We start from the raw sequence: 23,185 nt of genomic DNA on the forward strand, positions 1-23,185 counted from the left end.
AAAACATCATGAAAAAACAACATATATCAAAAGATACCAATATTAGCCGTAAAGAGGCTTTACAAAAAATCGGAAAACACGGAAAATATGCTGCTTTAACAGCCCTTGGAACGTATATGATTTTAAGCCCTCAAAAGGCACAAGCTCAAAGTCCTACAGGTCCAGAAGCTCCAGGTACTGATTTTTAATTAATAGTTAAGACCCCCTTAATTTATTTATCTCCAAGAACATTTAGTTGTTCTTGGAGATTTTTTTGCTTAATTTTTTGCTTAATTAGCATGACAAATATTCTAAAAACTACTCGTTTAAATAATATCAAATACAGAGAATTACAGTTCATATAGTATATTTGTGTATCACAAAAATTTGTTAAAAAATAAAATATCTATGAAAAAAAAAATAATGCTTACCGCTATGGCTTTGGGAATTTTGACAGCGAATGCTCAAAAAAAAGAAAAACTAAATAAAAATGAGGATGCTCAAAAAATTAATGTCTACGCTAGTTTAAGACCTGCGATTACGTACCGAAACGATAGAATAACAAATATAAAAAGTTTAGATGTTACTGATTTTTTCTCGCGAATAGGCGTAAAAGCGGAACAAAAAATTGATAAAAATTTAACCGTATTCGTTAGAGGAGAATGGGATATTGATATTGAAGGCGATGCTGATTTTGGTGATGCTCGTTTAGGATATGCAGGTTTAAAAGGAAATTGGGGACGTATTGCCATTGGAAAACAATGGTCACCACATTACAATATCGTGGCGGAAGTAACCGATGTTTTTAACAATCGTTCAAGTCCATTTGCCTATGACACACAGAGTCCTTTTAGAACTAATAATTTAGTAACTTATAAGAATAATTTAGGGAATTTCAAAATTGATGCAGGAATACAAATAAATGGAGATTCTGGCTCTACAAATGGCGGTGTTACCGATGACACTTTTGGAAGAAGTTATGTAGATACTGCTGTACTTGGTTTGGGATATACTGCTAAAAATTTTTACGTAGGGACTTCTTTTCTTTCAGATGAAGATGCTGATGGAATTAAGCGTACTATTTTTGCTTTTGCTGGAGCGACTACTTTTTTCAATAATTTATATATGGCTATGAATTATCAAAATATAAATATCAAAAATAGTGCTGATTTAAAATTAGACGCAAGTACTTTAGATATTGTTGCAGTATATTCTTTTAATGAAAGTTACAATGCTAAAGCTAGTTATTTTAACTACGACAATGGCACTATAAACGGTACTGGATTTAATTTCACTTTTGAGAAAAGATTCAAAAAGAACGTTCGAACGTATGTTGAACTTTTAAATTATAAGGATACTGATAAACCTGCAATTACGAATATTTCGGTTGGTTTACGTTATGATATATCCTATGATTTGTTATAAAATTATATTGAGAAATTATATTGAGTGTAATTTAAACAGGCTCTAAAAATAATCAAGAAAACAAAAAACTCGAAGCTATAAACTTCGAGTTTTTTTATCTATTAAAATATCAAAAAAATTATCTAATTAATTTTCTATATTTAATTCTTTTTGGCATTAAATCTCCACCCAAACGTTTCTTCTTATTTTCTTCATATTCAGAAAAACCACCTTCAAAGAAATACACTTCACTATTTCCTTCAAAAGCTAAAATATGTGTACAAATTCTATCTAAAAACCATCTATCATGAGAAATAACTACCGCACAACCTGCAAAGTTTTCTAAACCTTCCTCTAAGGCTCTTAATGTATTTACATCTAAATCATTGGTTGGCTCATCTAATAATAAAACGTTTCCTTCTTCTTTTAAGGTCATTGCTAAATGCAAACGGTTACGTTCACCTCCAGAAAGTGTCGAAACTTTTTTGTTTTGTTCGCTTCCTCCAAAGTTAAAACGACTTAAATAGGCACGGGAATTTACTTGCTTCCCTCCCATCATTACTAAATCTTGACCTTCAGAGAAATTTTCCCAAATAGATTTATCAGGATCAATATTAGAATGTGCCTGATCTACATACGCAATTTTTGCCGTTTCACCGACATTAAAACTTCCTGCATCAGGAGTTTCTTCGCCCATTATCATTTTGAAAATAGTGGTTTTACCAGCACCGTTTGGTCCGATAATTCCAACAATTCCCGCTTGCGGAAGATTAAATTCTAAGTTATCATATAATAATTTATCTCCAAAAGCTTTTGAAACGCCACTCGCTTCAATCACATTGGTTCCTAAACGTGGACCATTTGGAATATAAATTTCTAACTTTTCATCCGTTTGTTTCTGATCTTGGCTCATCAACTTATCATAATTCTTCAAACGTGCTTTTTGCTTTGTTTGACGACCTTTTGCACCTTGACGAACCCATTCTAATTCTCGTTCTAATGTTTTTTGACGCTTAGAAGCAGTTTTGCTTTCTTGTGCCATTCTTGTTGATTTTTGATCTAACCAAGAAGAATAATTTCCTTTCCAAGGGATTCCTTCACCTCTATCTAATTCTAAAATCCAACCCGCAACATTATCTAAGAAATACCTATCATGCGTTACCGCGATTACCGTTCCTTTGTATTGTGCTAAATGATGTTCTAACCAATGTACAGATTCCGCATCCAAGTGATTGGTAGGCTCATCTAATAATAAAATTTCTGGTTCTTGTAATAATAATCTACATAAAGCGACTCTTCTTCGTTCCCCTCCTGATAAATTTTTAATTGGCGTATCACCATCTGGAGTACGTAAAGCATCCATGGCAATTTCAAGTTTGGTATCTAATTCCCAAGCATTAGAAGCATCAATTTTATCTTGAAGTTCGGCTTGTTGCGCCATTAACTTGTCCATTTTATCAGCATCAGAATACACTTCTTCTAAACCAAACATATCGTTGATCTTGTTGTATTCCTCTAAAATAGCCACCGTTTCTGCAACACCTTCTCTTACAATTTCGATAACCGTTTTAGTTTCGTCTAATTTTGGTTCTTGTTCTAAATAACCAACTTTATACCCTGGTGAAAAAGTAACATCTCCTTGGAAATTTTTTTCTACTCCAGCAATTATTTTTAATAAAGTCGATTTACCCGATCCGTTTAAACCTAAAATACCAATTTTAGCTCCGTAGAAGAAACTTAAATAAATATCTTTTAAAACTTGTTTATTGGTACTTTGATAGGTTTTTGAAACCTTATTCATTGAAAATATAACCTTCTTATCGTCTGACATTTTGTGCTATTTTTTTATTAATTAAACTCTTCCTTTTAAGGCGTTGAAAACCCATGCATTTGCAAAAAATCCTAAACCTACTGCTGCAAAACCATATCCTGCTACGTCATCATATCGAAAAGCTCCTAGTAACACTAGTAAAAGCCCTATTAAAACCATTATAATTGTTGCCCAAGCGAGGACATTATTTTTATTCATTGCCATAATTTACTCTTTAAAAAAATATGTAGCACAAATATCGGTTTTTATTTTATAATCTCTATTGACAAATTACTGATTTTACCTTAAAAAGAGGTTAAAAAGGCGTATCTGTGTTCATTTTTGATGATTTATTGCTTCTTTTATTTATTTTGATAATTTTTTAGACTCTTCCTAATTTACGTAAAGCAACCCATTGTTTCATTTTTTCTCTAGCATCAGTTGCTGGATACCCAAGTACGGTTTTTCCTGCGGGAACATCGGCAATAACACCAGAACCTGCACCTACAGTTGCTCCAGAGTGAATAGTTACATGATCTTTTATAGAAGCGCTTCCGCCAATAATAACACCATCACCTAAGGTTACAGACCCTGCTAAACCACTGCTTCCAGCCATAATACAAAACTTCCCTAATACGCAATTATGCCCTATTTGCACCAAGTTATCAATTTTACAACCATCGCCTAAAATAGTGGCACTAAACTTTCCTCTATCAACACAAGAATTTGCACCAATTTCTACTTGATTTCCAATAATTACATTTCCGATATGTGGAATTTTCGTTAATCCTTGTGCGCTTGGTCTGTATCCGAAACCATCTGCTCCGATACTTACATTCGTATGAAAAATACAATTATTTCCGATAACACTTCGTTCTCTAACAACCGTTCCTGACCAAATTACCGTATTTTTCCCAATAGTTGTATCATCAAAAATAGTTACGTTTGGATACAAAATAATTGCGTCTGCTAACACTACATTTTTACCGATATAACAATTTGCGCCAATTTTACAACCTTTGCCAATTTTTGCCGTTTTATCAATAACAGCCGTTGGATGAATGTCAGTTTCAAAAGATGGAGCTTCTGGCTGAAAGGCTTCTAATAAAATCGCCATAGCTAAATCGGGATTTTTAACTTTGATAAACGCCTTATCTGTTCCTGGTTGAATATCTAATTTTTCGCAGATAATGGCAGCACTTGCATTGGAATTTTCCCATAATTTTGCAAATTTCTTATTCCCGATAAAAGTAATTTGTCCTTTTTGAGCTTTTTCAATTTGCTCAGGAGCAGTAATTTTTTCAGAACAGCTTCCTATTAATTCTCCATTTAATAATGAAGTAATTTCTTGTATCGTAAATAATATCATGTTGTTTTTTTGGGGATTATTGGGCTAAAAATACTGTTTAATTTAAAACAAACCGCAACAATTTTATTCAACTATTAAATAATTATTAATTTTCTATAAAAACTGGAAAATAATCGTTTTCCCAGTTTTGTGGAAAATAAATTTTGACCTTTGTAGTATAAATCAAACTATCCTTTTTTAAGTGAATATTATCTAAAAATACGTGGTTTTTTTTAGTTAAATAAAAGTTAAATTACATAGTGGTTTTCATAAAAAAATTGATAGATTTATCCTTTTAAAAAAAAAATTGATCTTAATTAGAAAAAACAAAAAATTTATCGAGGCTTTTAGTCGCCTTTATGGAATAACAATTCAAACTTAGAGGCCTCTCCGAATACTTTATAATACAAATTTAAAAAGAAATAATTTAAAAACTAAAATTTAATAATGAAAAAAAATTCAATTACAATCTTAGGAAAAGGCTTAGAAGCTCTAAATAAAATTATGACCCCCGAAAATTTAGCGAAATTTAAAGATTTTAGCGAAAAAACAGTAAAAACAATTAATGATTTTGGCGATAAAATTGATGAATACAGTGATAAAATAAAAGAAAATACCGAGGAATACTGTACGGTATTAGAAGTCGATGAATTGAATATGCAAAGTTTAAAAGCCATAATTGATGAACACGGAACTAAAAATTTTCACTTTGTAGTCTTATTAAAAGGTAAATTTGATGAGCAACGAGACAAAAGAGTTTATTTTTTGCAGAAATTAGATGAGAATAAAAAACCAATTACTAACCAAAATGAAATTTTTTGTATTTATACAGACCTGTTAGATAAAAAAATTAAAGAGTCTTTTGGAGATAAAGAAATGTTATTAATTAAAAAATAAAGAAAATATGTTAGATGCAATAATAGGTGTGTTAAAAGAAATATGGGATAGTTTAAAAAAAATATTTACCAAAGTAGTAAATTTTTTTAAGAACATCGTAAGTTGGTTTAAAGCTAAATTAAACAAGCATAAAAATAACCCAAATGTAACTGCTATTTCTTTAAAAATTAAAGACGACTTAAAATCAGGGAATTATAACACTTTTAATATAAGTGATTCAACGATTGTAAATACTTTTTATGATAAAAGTACAGGCAGTATCATAGAGGAGGATACAGAAATTATCCAATATGAAAACCTAGACCAAGATACCAAACAGCAATTTAGCAATAAAGATATGTTAATCTTAAATTAAAAAATAATGATAATAGCAATAATAATTTTAGCAGTAGTAATAATAGCCTTTTTTATCTATAAATTTTTAAAGAAAGAAGAGCCTTCTTTGAACTTTGAAAAAAAAGAATTAGATATTTTTAAAATGTCTGATTTAATACAATTAGCAAAAGAATTAGCACCAGAAGGAGTTCCTGAAGGACTTGTAAGAATTTGTTTACATATAGATGCCTATCCTAAAGTAAATGAAGGAGATTATGTTATCACTTTTTATAATAAAAATAAAGGCGAGATTGTAGATGATAAAACAATTATTATAAAATGCAATCAAATTGATGAAAGCTTGAAACAAGCTTTTGGTGACAAAGAAATGTTAATCTTAAATTAAATTAGTTATGTTTTTAATTATATGGTTTTTACCTTGGATTATAGGAGGTGTAGCAACAATGTTAGCAGGTGCCGCATTATATAGTATTTACAAAGAAGTTATTAGGATTAGAACCTTAAAGAGACAAAATGCCAAAGAAGAATTAAATAAATCTATTCAAAAGAACATAGATGAAGAAAACTTTAACAGAGTTGACCTAGACTCATACTATGATCAAGATAATCATTCTGCATTCGTAACTAAAGAAGAAGGTATTTATTATGCTGGGTATGTAGATGCAGATAATAATTACTCAAATATTCACAAAATAGAGTGTGATTATATAGAAACAGAAATTCATGAAGTAATACATGACGAAAAAAAAATATTATATGTTTAGAGAAATTATAGAAACAGAAAAACAGTCAGAGCTTTACGCTAGTATTTTAAGACATTTAAAAATAAGCCTAAGTGATAAGTACGTTTTATTAGAATCTTCAATCGATTTTAATGATTTTTTATATCCCGAAAAATTATCTTCTACTAAAATTGACAATGATAAAATTAAATTAATCATTTCAAATATTTTAAAGAATAGAAAAGAAGATTATAATGAGTTTTCTATTTATCAAAATTTGATAAGTAATTTAGTAGCTAATCATGAAGTTGAAAACAAGGTTTTTTTATTAATTATTGAAATTGAAAATTATCAAAAAATAAAACCAGCGTACGAAAATTATGTTAAATCAAAACCAAAATTGAAAGAAAAAAAGAAAGAGAGTGAAGATAAAGTTATGTTTCATTCATCAAAACCAAAATTTTCATTAGACCAAATTATTTTAAGCGATGAAGAAAGAGGCGAAATTAAAAACTCATTAACATTACTTCAACGACAAGATTTGATTTATGATGTTTGGGGATTTGGTGAAATTGATTCAAAACCAAGATTAATATTAAATTTTTATGGGCTTCCTGGTACAGGAAAAACAATGACAGCTCACGCTTTAGCTAATCAATTAGATATTGATATTCTTTTGATAAATTATTCTGATATTGAATCTAAATATGTTGGTGATGCACCGAAAAATTTAGTACAAGCTTTCGAAGAAGCTAAAAAAACAAAAGCTTTATTATTTTTTGATGAAGCAGATTCTTTTTTAGGAAAACGTGTCGAAAATGTAACAAGTAGTTCTGATCAATCTGTAAATTCTCTTCGCAGTCAAATGTTAATTGAATTAGAGAATTTTGAAGGAGTAGTTATTTTTGCTACAAATTTAGTCAAAAATTACGATGCTGCTTTTGAATCTCGTATTCTAAAACATATCGAATTTAAATTACCTTCAAAAGAAAATAGAATTAAAATTTTGGATTTAATGTTGCTTCCTACAATTCCATATAAAGAGAATTTTAATAGAAAGGAAACGTTAGATAAGATTGCTGAAATCACAAAAGGATATTCTGGTAGAGAATTAAAAAATGCTGTTTTAGAAACATTAACTTTTGGTGCATCTGAAGGAGATAAAGATTTTCTATTTTCATCAGAAACCTTTATTACAATCTTTGAACGATCTAAAAACAAAAAAGATCAACTAGAAAAAAGTAAAAAAGGAAAAGGAATTCCAGATGAAATTAAGAAAAAAATCAGCGAAAAAATAAAAGCTAATTTGAATGTAACTAAAAACTAATAATAATTCTTATCAAAGCAAAAAATCATTTTCCTTTAAACAGGAAAATGATTTTTTCATTATACTAAAGTAGCAAAAATTAAAAAATTTTAAATCTCCGCTGCTAATCTACTTCCTTGATTAATCGCACGTTTTGCGTCCAATTCCGAAGCAAAATCTGCCCCACCAATTACGTGTATTTTGATGCCTTTTTCTTCTAAAGGTGTTACTAATTCTTTCAGCGGAAGTTGCCCTGCACAGATAATTACATTATCTACGGCTAGTATTTTTTGCTCCTCGCCTTGGGTATAATGCAAACCTTCATCATCAATTTTTGTATATTGAACTTCGCCTATAAACTGTACTTTTTTCTTTTTTAATGTTGCTCGATGAATCCAACCTGTTGTTTTTCCTAAGTTTGCGCCGAATTTTCCTTTGCTACGTTTAAACATAAAAATTTCTCTTGGCGATGGATGAAATTCTGGTGTAACATTTTCAATTCCTGCACGAGCTTTTAGCGATTTATCAATTCCCCATTCTTGTAACCACGCATCAATATTTAAAGATGTACTTTCTCCTTCGTGTGCTAAATATTCTGATACATCAAAACCAATTCCACCAGCTCCAATAACGGCTACACGCTTTCCAACAGGTTTTTTATGTTTGATAACATCAATATAATTCAATACTTTTTCGTGTTCAATTCCGTTAATTCTTGGCATTCTTGGGGTAATTCCTGTGGCAATAATTACCTCATCAAAATTTCCTTTTGATAAATCATCCGCAGAAACTCGTGTATTTAATTTTACGGTTACGTTATGTAATTCTAATTGTTTTTTAAAATATCGAATTGTTTCGTAAAACTCTTCTTTTCCTGGGATTTGCTTCGCGATATTAAACTGACCACCTATTTCTTTATCGGCATCAAAAAGTGTTACTTCATGCCCTCTTTGAGCTAAAATTGTAGCAGCAGATAATCCCGCAGGTCCTGCACCGACTACGGCTATTTTTTTCTTATTTTTCGTTGGATTATAATTAAATTCGGTTTCGTGGCAAGCTCTCGGATTTACCAAACAACTCGCTACTTTTTGTTGAAACGCATGGTCTAAACACGCCTGATTACAAGCAATACAGGTGTTTATTTCATCATCACGTTCTTCTTTTGCTTTATTTACCCACTGCGGATCTGCTAAAAACGGACGTGCCATTGAAATCATATCGGCATGTCCTTCGGATAGTATTTTTTCAGCCGTTTCGGGCATATTAATTCGGTTAGAAGTTATCAACGGAATTGATAATTCTTCTTTCATTTTTTGAGTAACCCAAGTAAATGCTCCTCTTGGAACTGATGTTGCAATGGTTGGAATACGTGATTCATGCCAACCGATTCCTGTATTAATTATGGTTGCTCCTGCTTTTTCAATTTCTTTTCCTAATTGTACAACTTCTTCCCAAGAACTCCCTTGTTCCACTAAATCGAGCATTGATAACCTGTAAATAATAATAAAATTTGTTCCTACTTCTTTGCGAATTTTCTGAACAATTTCAATTGCTAAACGGATTCTATTTTCATAGGTTCCGCCATAATTATCGGTTCTTTTATTGGTTTTTTTAACGATAAATTCATTAATTAAATACCCTTCCGAACCCATAATTTCAACACCATCGTACCCTGCTTCTTGCGATAATTTTGCAGAATTCACAAAATCTTTAATCGTTCTTCGGATTCCTGATTGCTTTAATTTAAACGGCGTAAACGGATTTATCGGCGCTTTTATTTTTGATGGAGCAACCGTTAAAGGATGATATCCGTAACGCCCAGAATGTAAAATTTGCATACAAATTTTACCACCTTCTTTATGCACGGCATCGGTAATTATTTTATGTTCTCTTGCGTGTTTTTTAGTGCTCATTCTAGCGGAAAATGGCGCTGTCCAACCTTGAATATTTGGCGAAATTCCGCCTGTAATAATTAAACTAACTCCTCCTTTTGCACGTTCGGAATAATACGTTGCGATTCTTTGTGTACCATTTTTTTCTTCCTCTAAACCTGTGTGCATAGAACCCATTATTACACGATTTTTTAATGTAGTAAAACCTAAATCTAATGGTTCAAAAATATGTTTGTATTTCATCTATTGAGAGTTTTAAAGTTTAAAAGTATTATGCATGCATAATACATTGCAAGATACGGTTTTTTATAAAATAAAAAATTTAATTATTATCAGATGAAACTATAAAAATTTATACGAATCTATAAAAGCGCGCTTATTTTAATATAAAAACCCCATTTTCCCCATTTTAAAATCACGCATTGCTTCCATAATTTGAGTTTGCGTATTCATTACAAAAGGACCGTATTGCGTTATTTTTTCATGAATCGGCTCACCAGATATCACTAATAAAGTACTTTCTTTTTTAGCTTCGATTTGAATAAAATCACCATTATTTTTGTTAAGATTATCACTAAAAGTTAGCATTTGTGATGCTCCTTTTTTTAATAATTCGGTATTATTTACTAAAACTTCGCCTTCTAATAAATACACTAACGATTGATGTGTCTCAGGAATTTCAATTACTATTTCACCAGTATCTTTTGTTTTTAGCGTAAAAACATTTACGCTGGTTTGAGTCGTTATTAATCCTTTTTTTGTTGCTTGTTCTCCTGCAACAATTTTTAATTCGATTGTTTTATCATCATTAAAAATAACGGGAATTTGTTCACTTTTTAAATGCTGATAATTCGCAGGCATCATTTTTTTAGATGCTGGTAAATTTAACCATAATTGAATTCCTTCTAACTCGCCTGTTTTTGCGATAAACTCTTTGGTGGGTGCTTCTGCGTGCATAATTCCCCTACCTGCGGTTGTCCATTGCACATCTCCTGCTTTAACAATCATTTCATTTCCTAAAGAATCTCGGTGTAATTGTTCGCCTTTAAATAATAAGGTTATTGGTTCAAATCCACGATGCGGATGTGCGCTTACATCAAACGGATTATTAAATTCACTAATTGCGTAAGGCCCGTAATGATGTAGTAAAATAAATGGATCTACATGTTCAATTTCTGCTGTTGGTAAGGGCTGTCTTAATTTTATGGTTCCCATATTTACCAAAGGACTCGTTACTTTATGTTGTATTTTTTTTAAATTTTTCATTTTATTTTTGATTATTTCTGATTTTAATTCATTTTAATAATTTCTTTACTTACAATCTTGAGACAATAAAAATACTATCCATGGAAAATATTTTGATATAATTTTAGTCATTTTTCTTTTTTATAAAAGAATGATAACGTAAATAATACCCTAAATGATTAGCGTATTTTATCTAATAAATCACTTAATTGAAGCGCTTCTTTTTCGGTTAATTTTTCTAAAAAATCTAAGTTTGCTGATGCACTATCAATCGTTTTTAGCAAGGTTAATCCTTTGTTGGAAATATTGATATAAACAACACGTCTATCTTGCTGACTTCTAGTTCTTTCAATGAAATTTTTATCACATAATTTATCCATTAAACGAGTAGCATTCGGCGCTCTTTCTATCATTCGTTCTTTAATTACCTGTACTTTTATGGCTTCTCCTGCTCCTCTTAAAATCCGTAAAATATTGTATTGTTGAGGCGATATTCCGTAAGGTTTAAAAAAATCATTTTCATTGCTACTTAACCAATTTGAGGTGTATTTAATATTGATAAGTGCTTTAATTTTATCATTTTTAAAGTTAGATTTTATATCTTTAGAAATATCTCCCATATTAACTCATTTTTTTTTATATGATAGCAAAATTACAAAAAACACATTTATACTCCAAGGAAAATAAAATCAATAAAAATAGTGTCATTACAACGATTTTTCAAACTTGATTGCTTGTTCTTTTAATGCTGTCTTTAACGCATCATCAATGATACTTCCTTCTTTAAAATTATCAAAAAAACTTGGTAAAGAAAAATCGGCTATAATATTTCCTCCCATATAAGGAAATCCATTTTTAGCGATTGACAAAACAGCTGTTCCACCTTTATTTCCTGGTGATGTTGCCATTAATAACATCGGAATATTGTTCCATAATTTTTGATTAATACGAGACATCCAATCAAACATATTTTTAAATGCTACCGAAAAATTTCCGTTATGTTCAGCTAACGATACAATAATTCCATCAGCATTTTGAAGTATATCAAAGAATTTTTGAGCATTCTCTGGAATTCCATTTTTAGTTTCTTCATCTATTCCGTACACAGGTATTGGAAAATCATTTAAATCTAAAATTGTTGCAACTGAATTATCGACCAAAGTTGTTGCGTATGTTACGAGTTCTTTATTGATTGATTTTTTACTATTACTTCCTGCAAAAGCTATTATTTTTTTCATGTTATTTATTTTTGATATTTCTTAATTTTACTGAATATTAGTTACTATTTCGGTGTTTCCTTTTATCATTTCTACAACGGGACATGTTCCTGCAACTTCTAATAATGTTTCTTTTTGAGCTTTGGTAATTTCTTTTTCAAAAGATATTTCTTCGACTAATGATTTTTTTATTCCTTGAGATGTTAATCTTACTTGCTGTGTAACATTGACTGTAATTTCACCAACATCCCATTTTTTATTTTCGGCATAGGTTCTTAAAGTAATCGATACACAACCACCAATTGCGGTTAATAAATATTCTACAGGCGTTGGTCCGTTATTATCGCCCCCTTTTTCAACGGGCTGATCTGTAATTACAAAATGATTTCTCATTTTTGCTTCTGCCACATAATTACGATTACTTAATACTACTTTTGATGATGCTTTTGATGCCATTATTACTTTTTTGCTAAATATAAGAAACTACGTTTAAAGCAGTATCTTTTTAAAATTCGATACAAATATACACTAAAAATAATTAAATCCCATGGAAAATATTTTCATAGGATTTAATTGTCAGAAATTAAAAGAACAAATCGAATCAAACATATAACTATCTTGTATTTTAAAGGGTTTTTCTTACTTTAGCACTTGCAAATAAAGAACCGATCTATGGATATTAACTTCAATAAAAACGAAGATTACAACAAACTTTTAGTTTCTGATTTACGCAGGCGTTTTGCCAAAGTAAAATTAGGAGGCGGTAAAAAACGTCTTGAAAAACAACACGAAAAGGGGAAATTAAGCGCTCGTGAACGTATCGATTATCTTTTAGATGACCATACAAAATCCATAGAAATAGGTGCTTTTGCTGGTGAAGAAATGTATCAAGAACACGGCGGATGTCCTTCGGCAGGCGTTGTTGTAAAAATAGGATATGTCAGCGGAAAACAGTGTATTGTTGTTGCCAATGATGCCACAGTAAAAGCTGGAGCTTGGTTTCCGATTACCGCAAAAAAGAATTTACGAGCCCAAGAAATATCCATAGAAAATAAAATACCGATTATTTATTTGGTCGATTCGGCAGGGGTTTATTTGCCTTTGCAAGATGAAATTTTTCCTGATAAAGAACATTTTGGGCGAATTTTCAGAAATAATGCCATGATGAGTAGCATGGGAATTACGCAAATTTCGGCAATTATGGGAAGTTGCGTTGCAGGCGGTGCGTATTTGCCAATTATGAGCGATGAAGCGTTAATTGTTGATAAAACAGGAAGTATTTTTTTAGCGGGAAGTTATTTAGTAAAAGCCGCCATTGGTGAAACTATCGATAATGAAACTTTGGGTGGCGCAACTACGCATTGTGAAATTTCGGGCGTTACCGATTATAAATCGAAAGATGATAAAGATGCGTTAGATACCATTAAAAAATTAATGGATAAAATTGGTGATTACGACAAGGCTGGTTTCAATAGAAAAGAAGCGCTTGATCCAAAAGAAAACGAAGATGATATTTTCGGAATTTTGCCAAAAGAAAGAAATGCACAATATGATATGTTGGAAATTATCAAACGTTTAGTTGATAATTCTGAATTTGATCAATATAAAGAAGGTTACGGAAAAACCATTATTACAGGCTATGCTCGCATCGATGGTTGGGCGGTTGGAATTATGGCGAATCAACGAAAATTAGTAAAAACAGCCAAAGGCGAAATGCAATTTGGTGGCGTTATTTATAATGATTCCGCAGATAAAGCAACCCGTTTTATTGCCAATTGTAATCAAAAGAAAATTCCATTGGTTTTTTTACAAGATGTTACTGGTTTTATGGTCGGTTCAAAATCGGAACACGGCGGAATTATAAAAGATGGTGCGAAAATGGTAAATGCCGTAAGTAATTCGGTTGTTCCAAAATTTACGATTATTATCGGAAATTCGTACGGTGCAGGAAATTATGCCATGTGTGGAAAAGCCTACGATCCTCGATTAATTGTAGCGTGGCCAAGTGCCGAACTTGCCGTTATGAGTGGAAATTCTGCCGCAAAAGTTTTACTGCAAATCGAAAAAGCCTCTTTACTAAAAAAAGGCGAAGAAATTACACCCGAAAAAGAAACCGAATTATTCGATAACATAAAAGCACGGTACGATAAACAAATTTCACCATATTATGCCGCCGCAAGAATTTGGACAGATGCTGTTATCAATCCGTTGGATACCCGAACTTGGATTTCTATGGGAATTGAAGCTGCAAATCATGCTCCAATCGAAAAGAAATTTAATTTGGGAATTATTCAAGTTTAATTATTTGATTTTAAATAAAGATTTATAACATCAAAATAAGATGACAAGGGGTTAAAACCCCTTGTTAAAAAAAAATACTTTCTTTAATTTTTAAACACGCTTATTCAATCTTACCCCAAAGCAACAGACCTCACAGGTTTTTAAAACCTGTGAGGTCTAAGTTTAACTAAATAATTTATGTATTTTTTTATTAAACAGGCTTTAAAAAAATTTAAAATTTAAACAGGTTCTAATTATGAAAAAAAAGATTTTATGGACAGCGTTCATCGCTTTTTTGAGCTTTTTAGCTTATCAAATTTATGTTTTCACTTTTGATAATCAAAATAATATAAAACCCATTTACTTAATTCCAAAAGATGCTGTTTTTATTTTAGAGACTCAAAGACCTATCGATACTTGGGACGAAATTAGTACAAGCCCTATCTGGAAAGAACTCCAAAAAAATAGCTATTTTAAAGAAATCAGCAAAAGCATAAATACGCTCGATAAAACTGTAAAACAACAAAAAAGTATCCTGAATTTTATCGGAGAACGTGATGTTTTAATCTCCGCTCATGTTTATAAACCCAAAAAATATGATTTTTTATATGTCGTTAATCTTGGTAAATTATCAAAATTTAATTTTTTAAAAAATAGTGTTTCGAGTTTAACAGGCGATGATTTTAAAGTTACCAACAGAATTTATCAAAATAAAGAAATAACAGAAATTTACGATACCTCCAAGAGAGAAACCCTACATATTGCCTTTATAAAAAACCAATTAATCGCTTCTTATACGCATCTTTTAGTTGAAAATACTATCAATCAATATCAAAAACCTATTATCGGTAGAGATGTTAATTTTATTGAAATTACCAAAGAAACACCTGATGACGGATTCTTTAAATTGTTTTTTCAATATAAATATTTACAAAACTATCTTTCTTGTTTTGCTGATAAAACCAATGAAAATCTTATCGAAAATATTCAAAATTCATTATACTATTCTGGTTTTGATGTTTCTTTAATTGAAGGAACTATTATTCAAGCAGATGGTTATACAAACGTAAAAGAAGATTCCGAAAGCTATTTAAAAGCCATTCAAAAATCGGGAAAAGGAAAAAGAAGTATCGCTACGATTGCTCCAAAAAATACCGCACTTTATGTAAGTTTTGCTTTTGATAATTTTGAAACTCTTAATGAAAATTTTGAAACTCTTAGAAAAGAAAAACCTCAAGAGTTTGAAATTTATTCGAAACAAATTATCGAAATTGAAAAAAAATTAGACATCGACATCAAAGAAAATGTATATAGTTGGATTGGAAATGAAATCGGATTTATTCATTTTAATTCGGAACTTTCGAGAAACAAAAAAGATGTTGCTATCGTTTTTAAAACTTCGGATATTCAGGATGCTTCAAAAAATTTAGACTTTATTTTATCAAAAATAAAAGAAAAAACACCCTTACAATTTAAACAAATTTCCTATAAAAATCACACAATTAACTTTTTAGATTTAAAAGGTTTCTTTAAAATAGTTGCAGGAAATATGTTTAAAAAAATGGAAAAACCATATTTTACCATTATTAATGATTTTGTTATTTTTAGTGCAAGTCCGAATACATTAAAAGAAATTATCAATAATAATCAAAATAATTATACCTTACATACTTCCAAAGAATTTGAAGAGTTTAATTATTTATTTGATAAGAAATCGACTATTTTCACTTACATAAATACGCCTCATATTTTTGATGATATCGTAAGTTTAACCGATAGAAAAACACAGCTTCAAATCAAAAAAAATAAAGCATATATTACTGCTTTTAATCAATTTGGTATGCAATTAACATCCGAAGGAAATGTTTTTAAAAGTACAATTACAAGTACATTTATCAATCCAAAATTACTTCAAGAAAAAATAGCATCAGCACAAAAAATAAAAAAAGAAATCGCCGAAAAAAGAAAGGCTGAAAAAATAAATTCCAATAGTAATAATAATCTTGAAAATATTTTTGATGTTAAAGAAATTTATCCTTCAGATTTAAGTGCAACTACTTACACGGAAAATTATCCTAATGGAAAATTAAAGATTGAAGCAAGCCTTAAAAATGGTTTACTAGACGGAAAATATAAAGTATATTATCAGAATGGAAAATTAAAATTAAAAGGAAGCTATAAAAACGGAAAAAAATCAGGAACTTGGCGCGCTTATAATAAGCAAGAAAATAAACTGATTATCAAAAAAAGATTTTAAAATACTTTAATTGTAATTGTAAATAATTAACGCAATAACTACATTTGTGGTTGCGTAAAAATAATTTAAGCGTAAATATAATTTAATAAAATGGGAAGAGCATTCGAACTAAGAAAAGGACGCAAGATGAAGCGTTGGTCTGCAATGGCTAAAACATTTACCAGAATCGGTAAAGATATTGTAATGGCAATTAAAGATGGTGGCCCAAACCCAGATACAAACTCACGTTTAAGGGCAGTAATGCAAAATGCAAAGGCTGCAAATATGCCTAAAGATAATGTAGAACGTGCCATAAAAAAAGCCGTAGATAAAGACACTAGTGATTATAAAGAGGCATTATTTGAAGGCTATGCACCACACGGAATTGCGATCGTTGTAGAAACTGCAACCGATAATAATAATAGAACCGTTGCCAATGTTCGTGCTATTTTCAACAAAGGAAATGGAAATTTAGGAACTTCTGGTTCTGTCGTTTTTATGTTCGATAGAGTTTGTAATTTCACTGTAAAAAAAGAAGATATTACTGTTGATTTAGAAGAACTAGAATTAGAACTTATTGACTTTGAAGTTGAAGAGGTTTTTAATGATGATGAAGGAATTATTATTTATGCGCCCTTTGAACAATTTGGAGCTATTCAATCTTATTTTGAGGATAATAATGTCGAAATTATATCATCAGGATTTGAAAGAATACCTGCTTCAACAACAAAACTTTCTGAAGAACAACAAGCAGATGTTGAAAAACTTTTAGAGAAATTAGAAGACGATGACGATGTTCAAAATGTATACCACAGCATGGTTATGTAATAGCCTGAAAGCATTGTAAATACAAGACAAACCTCCTATTTAATAGGAGGTTTTATTTTCCATATTTATTGGTTCTTATCTGTTTTTACTTAAATTCCGAACAAATAAATTTTAACCTAGAATAACATATATCACAAAAAACACTTTTTTCACTTCTACTAATTTTTTCATTACATTTGACTTATCTGTGAAAGAAATATTACTATGAATTACTTATCTCCTACTTAGGTTTGTAAATAAGTTACATCGCTTTGCATAATTTATAAACTAATCTATATGCCTTAATTCAATTTTTTAATAAAATAGAGATAAAAAATGAAAATAGTTATTGTTATAAGTTTTATGTTTTGGTCTCTTATACTTAAAGCCCAAGAAGATAAAAAACACCTTGAAAATAACACTTTTATATCAAAAGTTGGTTCTATGTGTGAAGAAACAAATAGACCTAGTCGTTGTGCTGGTAAAGAAATTTATTTAATACTTACCTTTTTTAAAGAAAAAGTAGTTGTTTCTGAAAGATATATTTCTGGATGTAATGAAATAGAAATTTTTGAAATAGGGTATTTTAAATGGGTGTTATCAGAACAAAATGAAATCAAAATTGATTACAACCCTGATACTATATTTACTAAAGCTGAATTTAATCCTTCTATTTACATGAACGATTTTACATTTAAATTAATTGATACTAAACTAATAGGAGAAATGAAAATGTATAATAAAATGACCAAGTTTTTTTTCAAAAAAACTAGCGTAAAAACAATTTAAATAATGAATAAAAAATTCCTATTTATCAAACTTATTTTTTCACTACTTATTTCTACTTGTAGTAATAATAATTTTGTACCTAAAACAGCAGATTAAGAATTCACTGTGATGCTTTTAACAACTATATCTAATAAGCTATTAGAAGGAAAATGGGCGATTTTTCAATTTGAAGGAAAAGGTTTACAATATTAAAAGGTATCCTCATGCTATTTATAAAAATCACATAGGGCAATTAGTGTCAGTTTCTAAAGCATTAATTAACGAATTAAATTCTAATAATACAGAAAACGATATTTTTATTGAAGTTATTGAATAATATCAGAAAACAAAAACCCTAATTTAATAAATTAGGATTTTTGTTTTTTAAATAAGAGGTTATACTAAAATTAAATTCCAAGTTTTTTTTCGTTGAATTTTATTTGTTTCTGTTTCTATAAAATTATCAATAAAATAAATTTCTTTCGGAACTTCGAATTTTGATAATGTTTTTAAGTTTTCAACGGCTTTTTTTAAGGTTTTTTCTTCTTCGGATGAAATTTTATTTTCAATAATTAAGATTAATTTTTCGCCTAAAATAGCATCAGAAATTCCGATAACAAAAAAACGAGATGTTATTATTTCTGATAATTTTTCTTCTATTTTTTCGGGATGTAATTTTACGCCTCCAGAATTAATAACATTATCAAAACGTCCTAACCACTCAAATTTAGTCGCAGAAATCAACTTTACAATATCATTAGTTATTATTTTTTCTTCGGATACTTTTGGTGCTTCAATAACTAAACAATTTCTAGTGTCAGTAGTTATTTTTACATTTGATAAAATAGTATAATTCGCATCTGAAACAAGTTGATGACTCTTAAAATTATTGAGTTTTTTAACTGCAATATGTGTAATTGTTTCAGTCATTCCATAAGTAGCAAATATATTGGTTGAAATATTCTGAACGGCTTTTATTAAATCTGATGAAACCACACCTCCACCGACAATTAATTTATCTATTTTATGTAATTCAGACAATGAATTTCGCAATTGCAAAGGAACCATTGCCGAAAAATCATAGTGTTTTTTAAATAATTTTTCGCTTTTCAACGGATTAGAATCTGGTTTTACAATATCCAATTTCCAACCTAAAGTTAAGGCACGAACAAGCATCATTTTACCAGCAATATAATCAGCCGATAAACATAATAATGCTGTAGTATTTTCTGATAAATTAAAAAAAATTCCAGTAGCAAAAGCCGAATTTTTCATAAATTCTTTTTGTAACTTAATCGGTTTTGGTTTTCCTGTTGAACCTGAAGTTTGTACAATTACAAAATCTTTATCATTAAACCAATCACTTAAAAAAGTATGTATCGATTTTGATATTTTATCAGAAAAAACAAGTACTTCTTCTTCGGATAAAAAAGAAGTATCATTGAGTTTAAAACTTTTATGAAAACGTTGTTTATTCAATGTTTATTGGTTTTTCTATCTGTCCAAATAATTTTTCTTGCCAATTTTTCCAGCCATATTTTTTAGAAAACAAGAATAATAGCAAAGGATACAATACCAAAACAGGTAAAAACATTTCGATTCCAATAGAAGGTTCTGAAATATCAACAAATAAGGCATCTGTTTGAAAAACCGTCCAATTGGTGGTTACTAAAAATGCGGCGACAATATTATTTACCGCATGTAATCCTAACGCTAATTCCGTTCCTTCGTCCATTAAAGTGGTAATTCCGAAGAAAAATCCTGTACCAATATAAAACACCATCGAAATATAACCAATTTTTTCAACCTCAGGATTTGCACCGTGTAACAACCCAAAAGCCACCGAAGTTATGATTAAAGGCAACCATCTATTTTTAAACCAAACGCCTAAACCTTGCATAAAATAACCTCTAAATAATAACTCTTCAAAACTCGTTTGTAAAGGTAAAAATAAAAAAGAAACGGCTACTAATGTAAAAAAAGGAACAGGTTTAAAATTCCATGTATAATTTTCTGGTGTTAAAAAAATGCCTAAAAAAGTGATGCTTACCGCTAAAATTCCCCAAGTCATAAAACCGAACCAAAACCTACTCCAATCAATGGTTTTTCGGCTTGTTATGATGGTTTTTATCGCTCTTTTATGAATGAATTTTACCGCCAAAAATAAAAATAGTAACCCGATAGCAAACATTAATATCATCAGAAATAAAAATAAATTTTTATTAATTCCTAAACTCATAAAACTTTCATTGGCTGCCTTAGAAAACGCATCAAAATCTTTAGAATGTAAAGCTGCAACTAATGCCAAAGGCATAATTCCTATAAATTGCCAACCAAATATGACTAAAAAAATACTTGCTAAATAATAAAACCAATCATTTTTTCCTTTGTATGCTTGCTGTATAAAATTCATTTGCTCAATATTTGTTCATTTCTTTAAAATAAATATACGCTTAGAAAAGTTTAAAATAAGATTACTCTAAATTAAACGCCCATTTTTTCTTGATATTATAATGTAAATTTCCATTCATAACTTCTAACGGACTTTCAATATTATTGGTAAATAAACTTCCCGTTCCTAAGCCTTGAGGCAGTGGGTTTTCGAGTGTTTTTGTGAATTGTGCGATGGCATTTAAACCAATATTACTTTCTAATGCTGATGTTATCCAATTATCGGCATGGTATTTTTTAGCGATTGAAATCCACTGTTTACTTCCTTGAAATCCGCCAATTAAACTTGGTTTTAAAATAATGTATTGTGGTTTTATTGTTTCGATACATTTTTCTTTTTCTTCGGATGTAAAAACGCCGATTAACTCTTCGTCTAAAGCGATTGGCAAAGGCGTTTTTTCACACAAATTCGCCATTTCTTGCCATTGTCCTTGCTGTATTGGTTGCTCGATAGAATGTATGTTTAATTCCGATAATCGTTGTAATTTTTGTAAAGCATCTTTAGGAGTAAAACCTCCATTTGCATCGACTCGTAGCGTTATTTCTTTGGATGAAAATTCCTTGCGAATTACTTTTAATAAATTGAGTTCGGTATCAAAATCAATCGCACCGATTTTCATTTTTATCGTGGTAAAACCTTGCTGTAATTTATCTTTAATTTGTTGTTGCATAAACGATTTATCGCCCATCCAAACTAAGCCATTTATGGGAATATCTTGTGTCCCATTTGTAAAATCCGAAGGAAATAATTCAAATTTATTTTCAGATTTCAGTTCAGATTTCAAAGATAAAAAAGCCTGTTCTAAACCAAATTGAATCGATGGAAAGTGAATCGCTTTAGCTAATAAAACCTCTAAACCTAGATTGATATTTTCACAAAACCATTGTAGTTTTTCTTGATAATCTGGCGTATCATCAATACTTAATCCTCTAAATAAACCGCATTCTCCTACGCCTGTTTTTCCATCTTTCTTTAAGATGATAAACCACGTTTCTTTAGTGCGTAAAATACCTCGAGAAGTACCGCTTGCTTGTTTAAAATTCAATAAATACTGATGATAAGTTGCTTGTATCATTTTGCTTATTTTAAGAAGATTTTAGTCACGTGCTTTTTAGAATGTAAGTTGGTTTTGCGTTAGGGATTGCAATGAAAATCCTTTTGTGAGGCACGAAACAAAAGATTGTAATGGAAAGCCCGCTCGAACGCCCAAAAAATTATTTTTCTGCAAGTTCTTTTAATTGTTGTAAATATCTCCTATTTAACGCTTTAAATGTTCCTTTAAAATAAGGATACAAACACGCTGTCATGTACGATTTACTATTGACACTACTATTTTGGATAATCGTAGTTTTTGCTCCGTTAGCATTGAAATTATACGCCTCTTTTTTAAGCATTTCGTTTGAATGATACTCAAATGTTATTTTTTGATTCGGAACGTACTCCGTGATTTTTTGAATCATGGTCACTTCTTGCTCATTATTTTCGATAATCATTGTATAAGTACTTCCTACAACAGCTTTTTTCTGCATTATTGGCTCAATTGATTTGATATCTGGCAACCATTTTTTCATCAAATCTGGATTGGTGAAATTTTCAAAAACCTCGGTTACAGGTTTATTAATTTCAATTTCAGTACTATATTTAACCTCTGTTACAACGATTCCTGTTATGAAAAAAACAAGGACAAAAGCCGTTACAATTCCTAAAATTATTTTTACTGATTTCATACTAACTTCTTGTTTTTTAGTGCTTGTTTTTACTAATTTCAGCGATATTAATCGAAGCTCCTATTTCTAAAATAATCAATTCTTTCTTGGCTTCTGTAAATTTTTCTTTTGCTTGATGTGTATCAATTTCAATAGGCGGAAATGTGTTGAAATGACAACCAATTACCGTATCACATTCCACTAAATTACTAGCAATAATAGCATCTTCAATTCCCATGGTAAAGGTATCGCCTATCGGAAAAATGGATGCGGTTAATTTTGTAGTCATCGGAATTAATTTCATATCCATAGTAACGGCAGTATCTCCAGCAATATATAATACTTTTTCTTCGGATGAAATTACAAATCCGCCTGGTTGCCCTCCGTAAGTTCCATCGGCAAATGAAGAAGTGTGAATTGCATTTACATATTTAGCCGAAAAAGTAGCAGTTTTAAAAGTTCCTCCATGATTTACTGCGGCGGTTTTTAAATTTTTAGCGCCATAATATTGTGCTATTTCAAAATTAGATATAATGGTTGCACCTGTTTGTTCTGCAAAAAGTTCAACATCTAAAACATGGTCTTGATGTGCGTGTGTTAGCAAAATATAATCGGCTTTAATATCGGCAATTACAATATTTGATGCCAGTGAATTTCCTGTGATAAATGGATCTACTAATAAATATATTCCGTTAATTTCGATGCCAAAACAAGCATGACCGTAAAATGTAATGTTCATTATTTAAATACTATTTTGTATTAATTTTATATTTTATTTAT

The 23,185-nt window shown here is 30.1% G+C and carries 24 protein-coding genes; 11 read left to right on the forward strand and 13 right to left on the reverse strand.

Features of this window, described 5'->3' with window-relative positions:
* Window positions 1-8 precede the first annotated feature (8 nt).
* Both L0U77_RS05560 and L0U77_RS05565 read left to right on the forward strand, forming a co-directional pair.
* The gene (locus tag L0U77_RS05560) at window positions 9-188 is read left to right on the forward strand and encodes a hypothetical protein (protein ID WP_233860951.1); all 180 of its coding nucleotides are present in this window, start codon (window positions 9-11) and stop codon (window positions 186-188) included.
* A 199-nt stretch (window positions 189-387) separates the two neighbouring features.
* Entirely contained in the window at window positions 388-1,404 is a 1,017-nt protein-coding gene (locus L0U77_RS05565; protein WP_233900862.1) for a porin, read from the forward strand.
* Between the two features lie 118 nt (window positions 1,405-1,522).
* Here L0U77_RS05565 and ettA read toward each other — a convergent pair whose 3' ends face one another.
* The 3 genes from ettA to lpxD form a co-directional block, all read right to left on the reverse strand.
* Window positions 1,523-3,214, reverse strand: a complete 1,692-nt coding sequence (ettA, locus tag L0U77_RS05570; RefSeq protein WP_101916945.1) for an energy-dependent translational throttle protein EttA — start codon at window positions 3,212-3,214, stop codon at window positions 1,523-1,525.
* Window positions 3,215-3,235: 21 nt separating this feature from the next.
* The gene (locus L0U77_RS05575) at window positions 3,236-3,418 is read right to left on the reverse strand and encodes a CAL67264 family membrane protein (protein ID WP_101916944.1); all 183 of its coding nucleotides are present in this window, start codon (window positions 3,416-3,418) and stop codon (window positions 3,236-3,238) included.
* 157 nt (window positions 3,419-3,575) lie between these two features.
* Window positions 3,576-4,562 (reverse strand): UDP-3-O-(3-hydroxymyristoyl)glucosamine N-acyltransferase, encoded by a 987-nt coding sequence (gene lpxD, locus L0U77_RS05580; protein WP_233900863.1) that lies wholly within the window; start codon window positions 4,560-4,562, stop codon window positions 3,576-3,578.
* Between the two features lie 426 nt (window positions 4,563-4,988).
* Between lpxD and L0U77_RS05585 the strand changes: the two genes are divergently transcribed.
* The 5 genes from L0U77_RS05585 to L0U77_RS05605 are packed head-to-tail and all read left to right on the forward strand — an operon-like array spanning window position 4,989 to window position 7,823.
* A complete protein-coding gene (locus L0U77_RS05585; protein ID WP_233900864.1) occupies window positions 4,989-5,438 on the forward strand; it encodes a hypothetical protein in 450 nt (149 codons plus the stop codon).
* 7 nt (window positions 5,439-5,445) lie between these two features.
* Window positions 5,446-5,793, forward strand: a complete 348-nt coding sequence (locus L0U77_RS05590) for a hypothetical protein (protein ID WP_233900865.1) — start codon at window positions 5,446-5,448, stop codon at window positions 5,791-5,793.
* 6 nt (window positions 5,794-5,799) lie between these two features.
* Window positions 5,800-6,159, forward strand: a complete 360-nt coding sequence (locus tag L0U77_RS05595) for a hypothetical protein (RefSeq protein WP_233900866.1) — start codon at window positions 5,800-5,802, stop codon at window positions 6,157-6,159.
* Between the two features lie 7 nt (window positions 6,160-6,166).
* Window positions 6,167-6,538 (forward strand): hypothetical protein, encoded by a 372-nt coding sequence (locus L0U77_RS05600; RefSeq protein WP_233900867.1) that lies wholly within the window; start codon window positions 6,167-6,169, stop codon window positions 6,536-6,538.
* Entirely contained in the window at window positions 6,531-7,823 is a 1,293-nt protein-coding gene (locus L0U77_RS05605; RefSeq protein WP_233900868.1) for an ATP-binding protein, read from the forward strand. Before L0U77_RS05600 ends, L0U77_RS05605 begins: the two co-directional genes overlap by 8 nt.
* Window positions 7,824-7,912: 89 nt before the next feature.
* Here the strand turns inward: L0U77_RS05605 and L0U77_RS05610 are convergent, their stop codons facing one another.
* From L0U77_RS05610 to L0U77_RS05630, 5 genes are all read right to left on the reverse strand, one after another.
* Window positions 7,913-9,937, reverse strand: coding sequence for an NADPH-dependent 2,4-dienoyl-CoA reductase (locus tag L0U77_RS05610; protein WP_233900869.1), 2,025 nt, complete (start codon window positions 9,935-9,937; stop codon window positions 7,913-7,915).
* Window positions 9,938-10,075: 138 nt separating this feature from the next.
* On the reverse strand, window positions 10,076-10,960 hold the full coding sequence (locus tag L0U77_RS05615; RefSeq protein WP_233897756.1) for a pirin family protein: 885 nt from the start codon (window positions 10,958-10,960) through the stop codon (window positions 10,076-10,078).
* Window positions 10,961-11,118: 158 nt separating this feature from the next.
* Window positions 11,119-11,559 carry a MarR family winged helix-turn-helix transcriptional regulator gene (locus L0U77_RS05620; protein ID WP_193699856.1) on the reverse strand — a complete coding sequence of 147 codons (441 nt, stop codon included), beginning with the start codon at window positions 11,557-11,559 and terminating at the stop codon, window positions 11,119-11,121.
* A gap of 87 nt (window positions 11,560-11,646) precedes the next feature.
* Window positions 11,647-12,177, reverse strand: coding sequence for an NADPH-dependent FMN reductase (locus L0U77_RS05625; protein ID WP_233900870.1), 531 nt, complete (start codon window positions 12,175-12,177; stop codon window positions 11,647-11,649).
* Window positions 12,178-12,204: 27 nt separating this feature from the next.
* Window positions 12,205-12,612 carry an OsmC family protein gene (locus L0U77_RS05630; RefSeq protein ID WP_233897758.1) on the reverse strand — a complete coding sequence of 136 codons (408 nt, stop codon included), beginning with the start codon at window positions 12,610-12,612 and terminating at the stop codon, window positions 12,205-12,207.
* 216 nt (window positions 12,613-12,828) lie between these two features.
* Here L0U77_RS05630 and L0U77_RS05635 point away from each other — a divergent pair, with 216 nt between their 5' ends.
* From L0U77_RS05635 to L0U77_RS05650, 4 genes are all read left to right on the forward strand, one after another.
* On the forward strand, window positions 12,829-14,457 hold the full coding sequence (locus L0U77_RS05635; RefSeq protein ID WP_233897759.1) for an acyl-CoA carboxylase subunit beta: 1,629 nt from the start codon (window positions 12,829-12,831) through the stop codon (window positions 14,455-14,457).
* 235 nt (window positions 14,458-14,692) lie between these two features.
* Window positions 14,693-16,693, forward strand: a complete 2,001-nt coding sequence (locus tag L0U77_RS05640) for a DUF3352 domain-containing protein (RefSeq protein WP_233897760.1) — start codon at window positions 14,693-14,695, stop codon at window positions 16,691-16,693.
* Window positions 16,694-16,783: 90 nt separating this feature from the next.
* Window positions 16,784-17,500, forward strand: coding sequence for a YebC/PmpR family DNA-binding transcriptional regulator (locus L0U77_RS05645; protein ID WP_233860946.1), 717 nt, complete (start codon window positions 16,784-16,786; stop codon window positions 17,498-17,500).
* Between the two features lie 315 nt (window positions 17,501-17,815).
* Window positions 17,816-18,268, forward strand: coding sequence for a hypothetical protein (locus tag L0U77_RS05650; RefSeq protein WP_233860945.1), 453 nt, complete (start codon window positions 17,816-17,818; stop codon window positions 18,266-18,268).
* A 375-nt stretch (window positions 18,269-18,643) separates the two neighbouring features.
* On the opposite strand, the gene L0U77_RS05655 is transcribed toward L0U77_RS05650, so the two are convergent.
* The 5 genes from L0U77_RS05655 to L0U77_RS05675 all read right to left on the reverse strand — a co-directional run bounded on the left by L0U77_RS05655 (window position 18,644) and on the right by L0U77_RS05675 (window position 23,144).
* Window positions 18,644-19,726, reverse strand: coding sequence for an AMP-binding protein (locus tag L0U77_RS05655; RefSeq protein ID WP_233884243.1), 1,083 nt, complete (start codon window positions 19,724-19,726; stop codon window positions 18,644-18,646).
* Window positions 19,719-20,660: a CPBP family intramembrane glutamic endopeptidase gene (locus L0U77_RS05660; RefSeq protein WP_233897761.1), complete on the reverse strand. Its 942-nt coding sequence runs from the start codon at window positions 20,658-20,660 to the stop codon at window positions 19,719-19,721. The genes L0U77_RS05655 and L0U77_RS05660 overlap by 8 nt, the downstream gene beginning before the upstream one ends.
* A gap of 61 nt (window positions 20,661-20,721) precedes the next feature.
* The gene (locus tag L0U77_RS05665; protein WP_233897762.1) at window positions 20,722-21,774 is read right to left on the reverse strand and encodes an o-succinylbenzoate synthase; all 1,053 of its coding nucleotides are present in this window, start codon (window positions 21,772-21,774) and stop codon (window positions 20,722-20,724) included.
* Window positions 21,775-21,913: 139 nt separating this feature from the next.
* On the reverse strand, window positions 21,914-22,426 hold the full coding sequence (locus L0U77_RS05670; protein ID WP_233884249.1) for an SRPBCC family protein: 513 nt from the start codon (window positions 22,424-22,426) through the stop codon (window positions 21,914-21,916).
* 16 nt (window positions 22,427-22,442) lie between these two features.
* Complete coding sequence (locus L0U77_RS05675) at window positions 22,443-23,144, reverse strand: metal-dependent hydrolase (RefSeq protein WP_233884251.1); 702 nt, start codon at window positions 23,142-23,144, stop codon at window positions 22,443-22,445.
* Between the last annotated feature and the right edge of the window lie 41 nt (window positions 23,145-23,185).

Source organism: Tenacibaculum piscium, assembly GCF_021390715.1.
Taxonomy (GTDB): Bacteria; Bacteroidota; Bacteroidia; order Flavobacteriales; family Flavobacteriaceae; genus Polaribacter; species Polaribacter piscius.

Excerpts from the sequence above, each read along its gene's own strand:
- L0U77_RS05560 (WP_233860951.1), top strand. The coding sequence starts at position 9 with ATGAAAAAACAACATATATCAAAAGATACCAATATTAGCCGTAAAGAG.
- L0U77_RS05650 (WP_233860945.1), top strand. The coding sequence starts at position 17,816 with ATGAAAATAGTTATTGTTATAAGTTTTATGTTTTGGTCTCTTATACTT.
- L0U77_RS05620 (WP_193699856.1), bottom strand. The coding sequence starts at position 11,559 with ATGGGAGATATTTCTAAAGATATAAAATCTAACTTTAAAAATGATAAA.
- L0U77_RS05645 (WP_233860946.1), top strand. The coding sequence starts at position 16,784 with ATGGGAAGAGCATTCGAACTAAGAAAAGGACGCAAGATGAAGCGTTGG.
- L0U77_RS05670 (WP_233884249.1), bottom strand. The coding sequence starts at position 22,426 with ATGAAATCAGTAAAAATAATTTTAGGAATTGTAACGGCTTTTGTCCTT.
- L0U77_RS05675 (WP_233884251.1), bottom strand. The coding sequence starts at position 23,144 with ATGAACATTACATTTTACGGTCATGCTTGTTTTGGCATCGAAATTAAC.
- L0U77_RS05565 (WP_233900862.1), top strand. The coding sequence starts at position 388 with ATGAAAAAAAAAATAATGCTTACCGCTATGGCTTTGGGAATTTTGACA.
- L0U77_RS05600 (WP_233900867.1), top strand. The coding sequence starts at position 6,167 with ATGTTTTTAATTATATGGTTTTTACCTTGGATTATAGGAGGTGTAGCA.
- L0U77_RS05605 (WP_233900868.1), top strand. The coding sequence starts at position 6,531 with ATGTTTAGAGAAATTATAGAAACAGAAAAACAGTCAGAGCTTTACGCT.
- ettA (WP_101916945.1), bottom strand. The coding sequence starts at position 3,214 with ATGTCAGACGATAAGAAGGTTATATTTTCAATGAATAAGGTTTCAAAA.
- L0U77_RS05615 (WP_233897756.1), bottom strand. The coding sequence starts at position 10,960 with ATGAAAAATTTAAAAAAAATACAACATAAAGTAACGAGTCCTTTGGTA.
- L0U77_RS05585 (WP_233900864.1), top strand. The coding sequence starts at position 4,989 with ATGAAAAAAAATTCAATTACAATCTTAGGAAAAGGCTTAGAAGCTCTA.
- lpxD (WP_233900863.1), bottom strand. The coding sequence starts at position 4,562 with ATGATATTATTTACGATACAAGAAATTACTTCATTATTAAATGGAGAA.
- L0U77_RS05595 (WP_233900866.1), top strand. The coding sequence starts at position 5,800 with ATGATAATAGCAATAATAATTTTAGCAGTAGTAATAATAGCCTTTTTT.
- L0U77_RS05610 (WP_233900869.1), bottom strand. The coding sequence starts at position 9,937 with ATGAAATACAAACATATTTTTGAACCATTAGATTTAGGTTTTACTACA.
- L0U77_RS05640 (WP_233897760.1), top strand. The coding sequence starts at position 14,693 with ATGAAAAAAAAGATTTTATGGACAGCGTTCATCGCTTTTTTGAGCTTT.
- L0U77_RS05660 (WP_233897761.1), bottom strand. The coding sequence starts at position 20,660 with ATGAATTTTATACAGCAAGCATACAAAGGAAAAAATGATTGGTTTTAT.
- L0U77_RS05590 (WP_233900865.1), top strand. The coding sequence starts at position 5,446 with ATGTTAGATGCAATAATAGGTGTGTTAAAAGAAATATGGGATAGTTTA.
- L0U77_RS05635 (WP_233897759.1), top strand. The coding sequence starts at position 12,829 with ATGGATATTAACTTCAATAAAAACGAAGATTACAACAAACTTTTAGTT.
- L0U77_RS05630 (WP_233897758.1), bottom strand. The coding sequence starts at position 12,612 with ATGGCATCAAAAGCATCATCAAAAGTAGTATTAAGTAATCGTAATTAT.
- L0U77_RS05575 (WP_101916944.1), bottom strand. The coding sequence starts at position 3,418 with ATGGCAATGAATAAAAATAATGTCCTCGCTTGGGCAACAATTATAATG.
- L0U77_RS05665 (WP_233897762.1), bottom strand. The coding sequence starts at position 21,774 with ATGATACAAGCAACTTATCATCAGTATTTATTGAATTTTAAACAAGCA.
- L0U77_RS05625 (WP_233900870.1), bottom strand. The coding sequence starts at position 12,177 with ATGAAAAAAATAATAGCTTTTGCAGGAAGTAATAGTAAAAAATCAATC.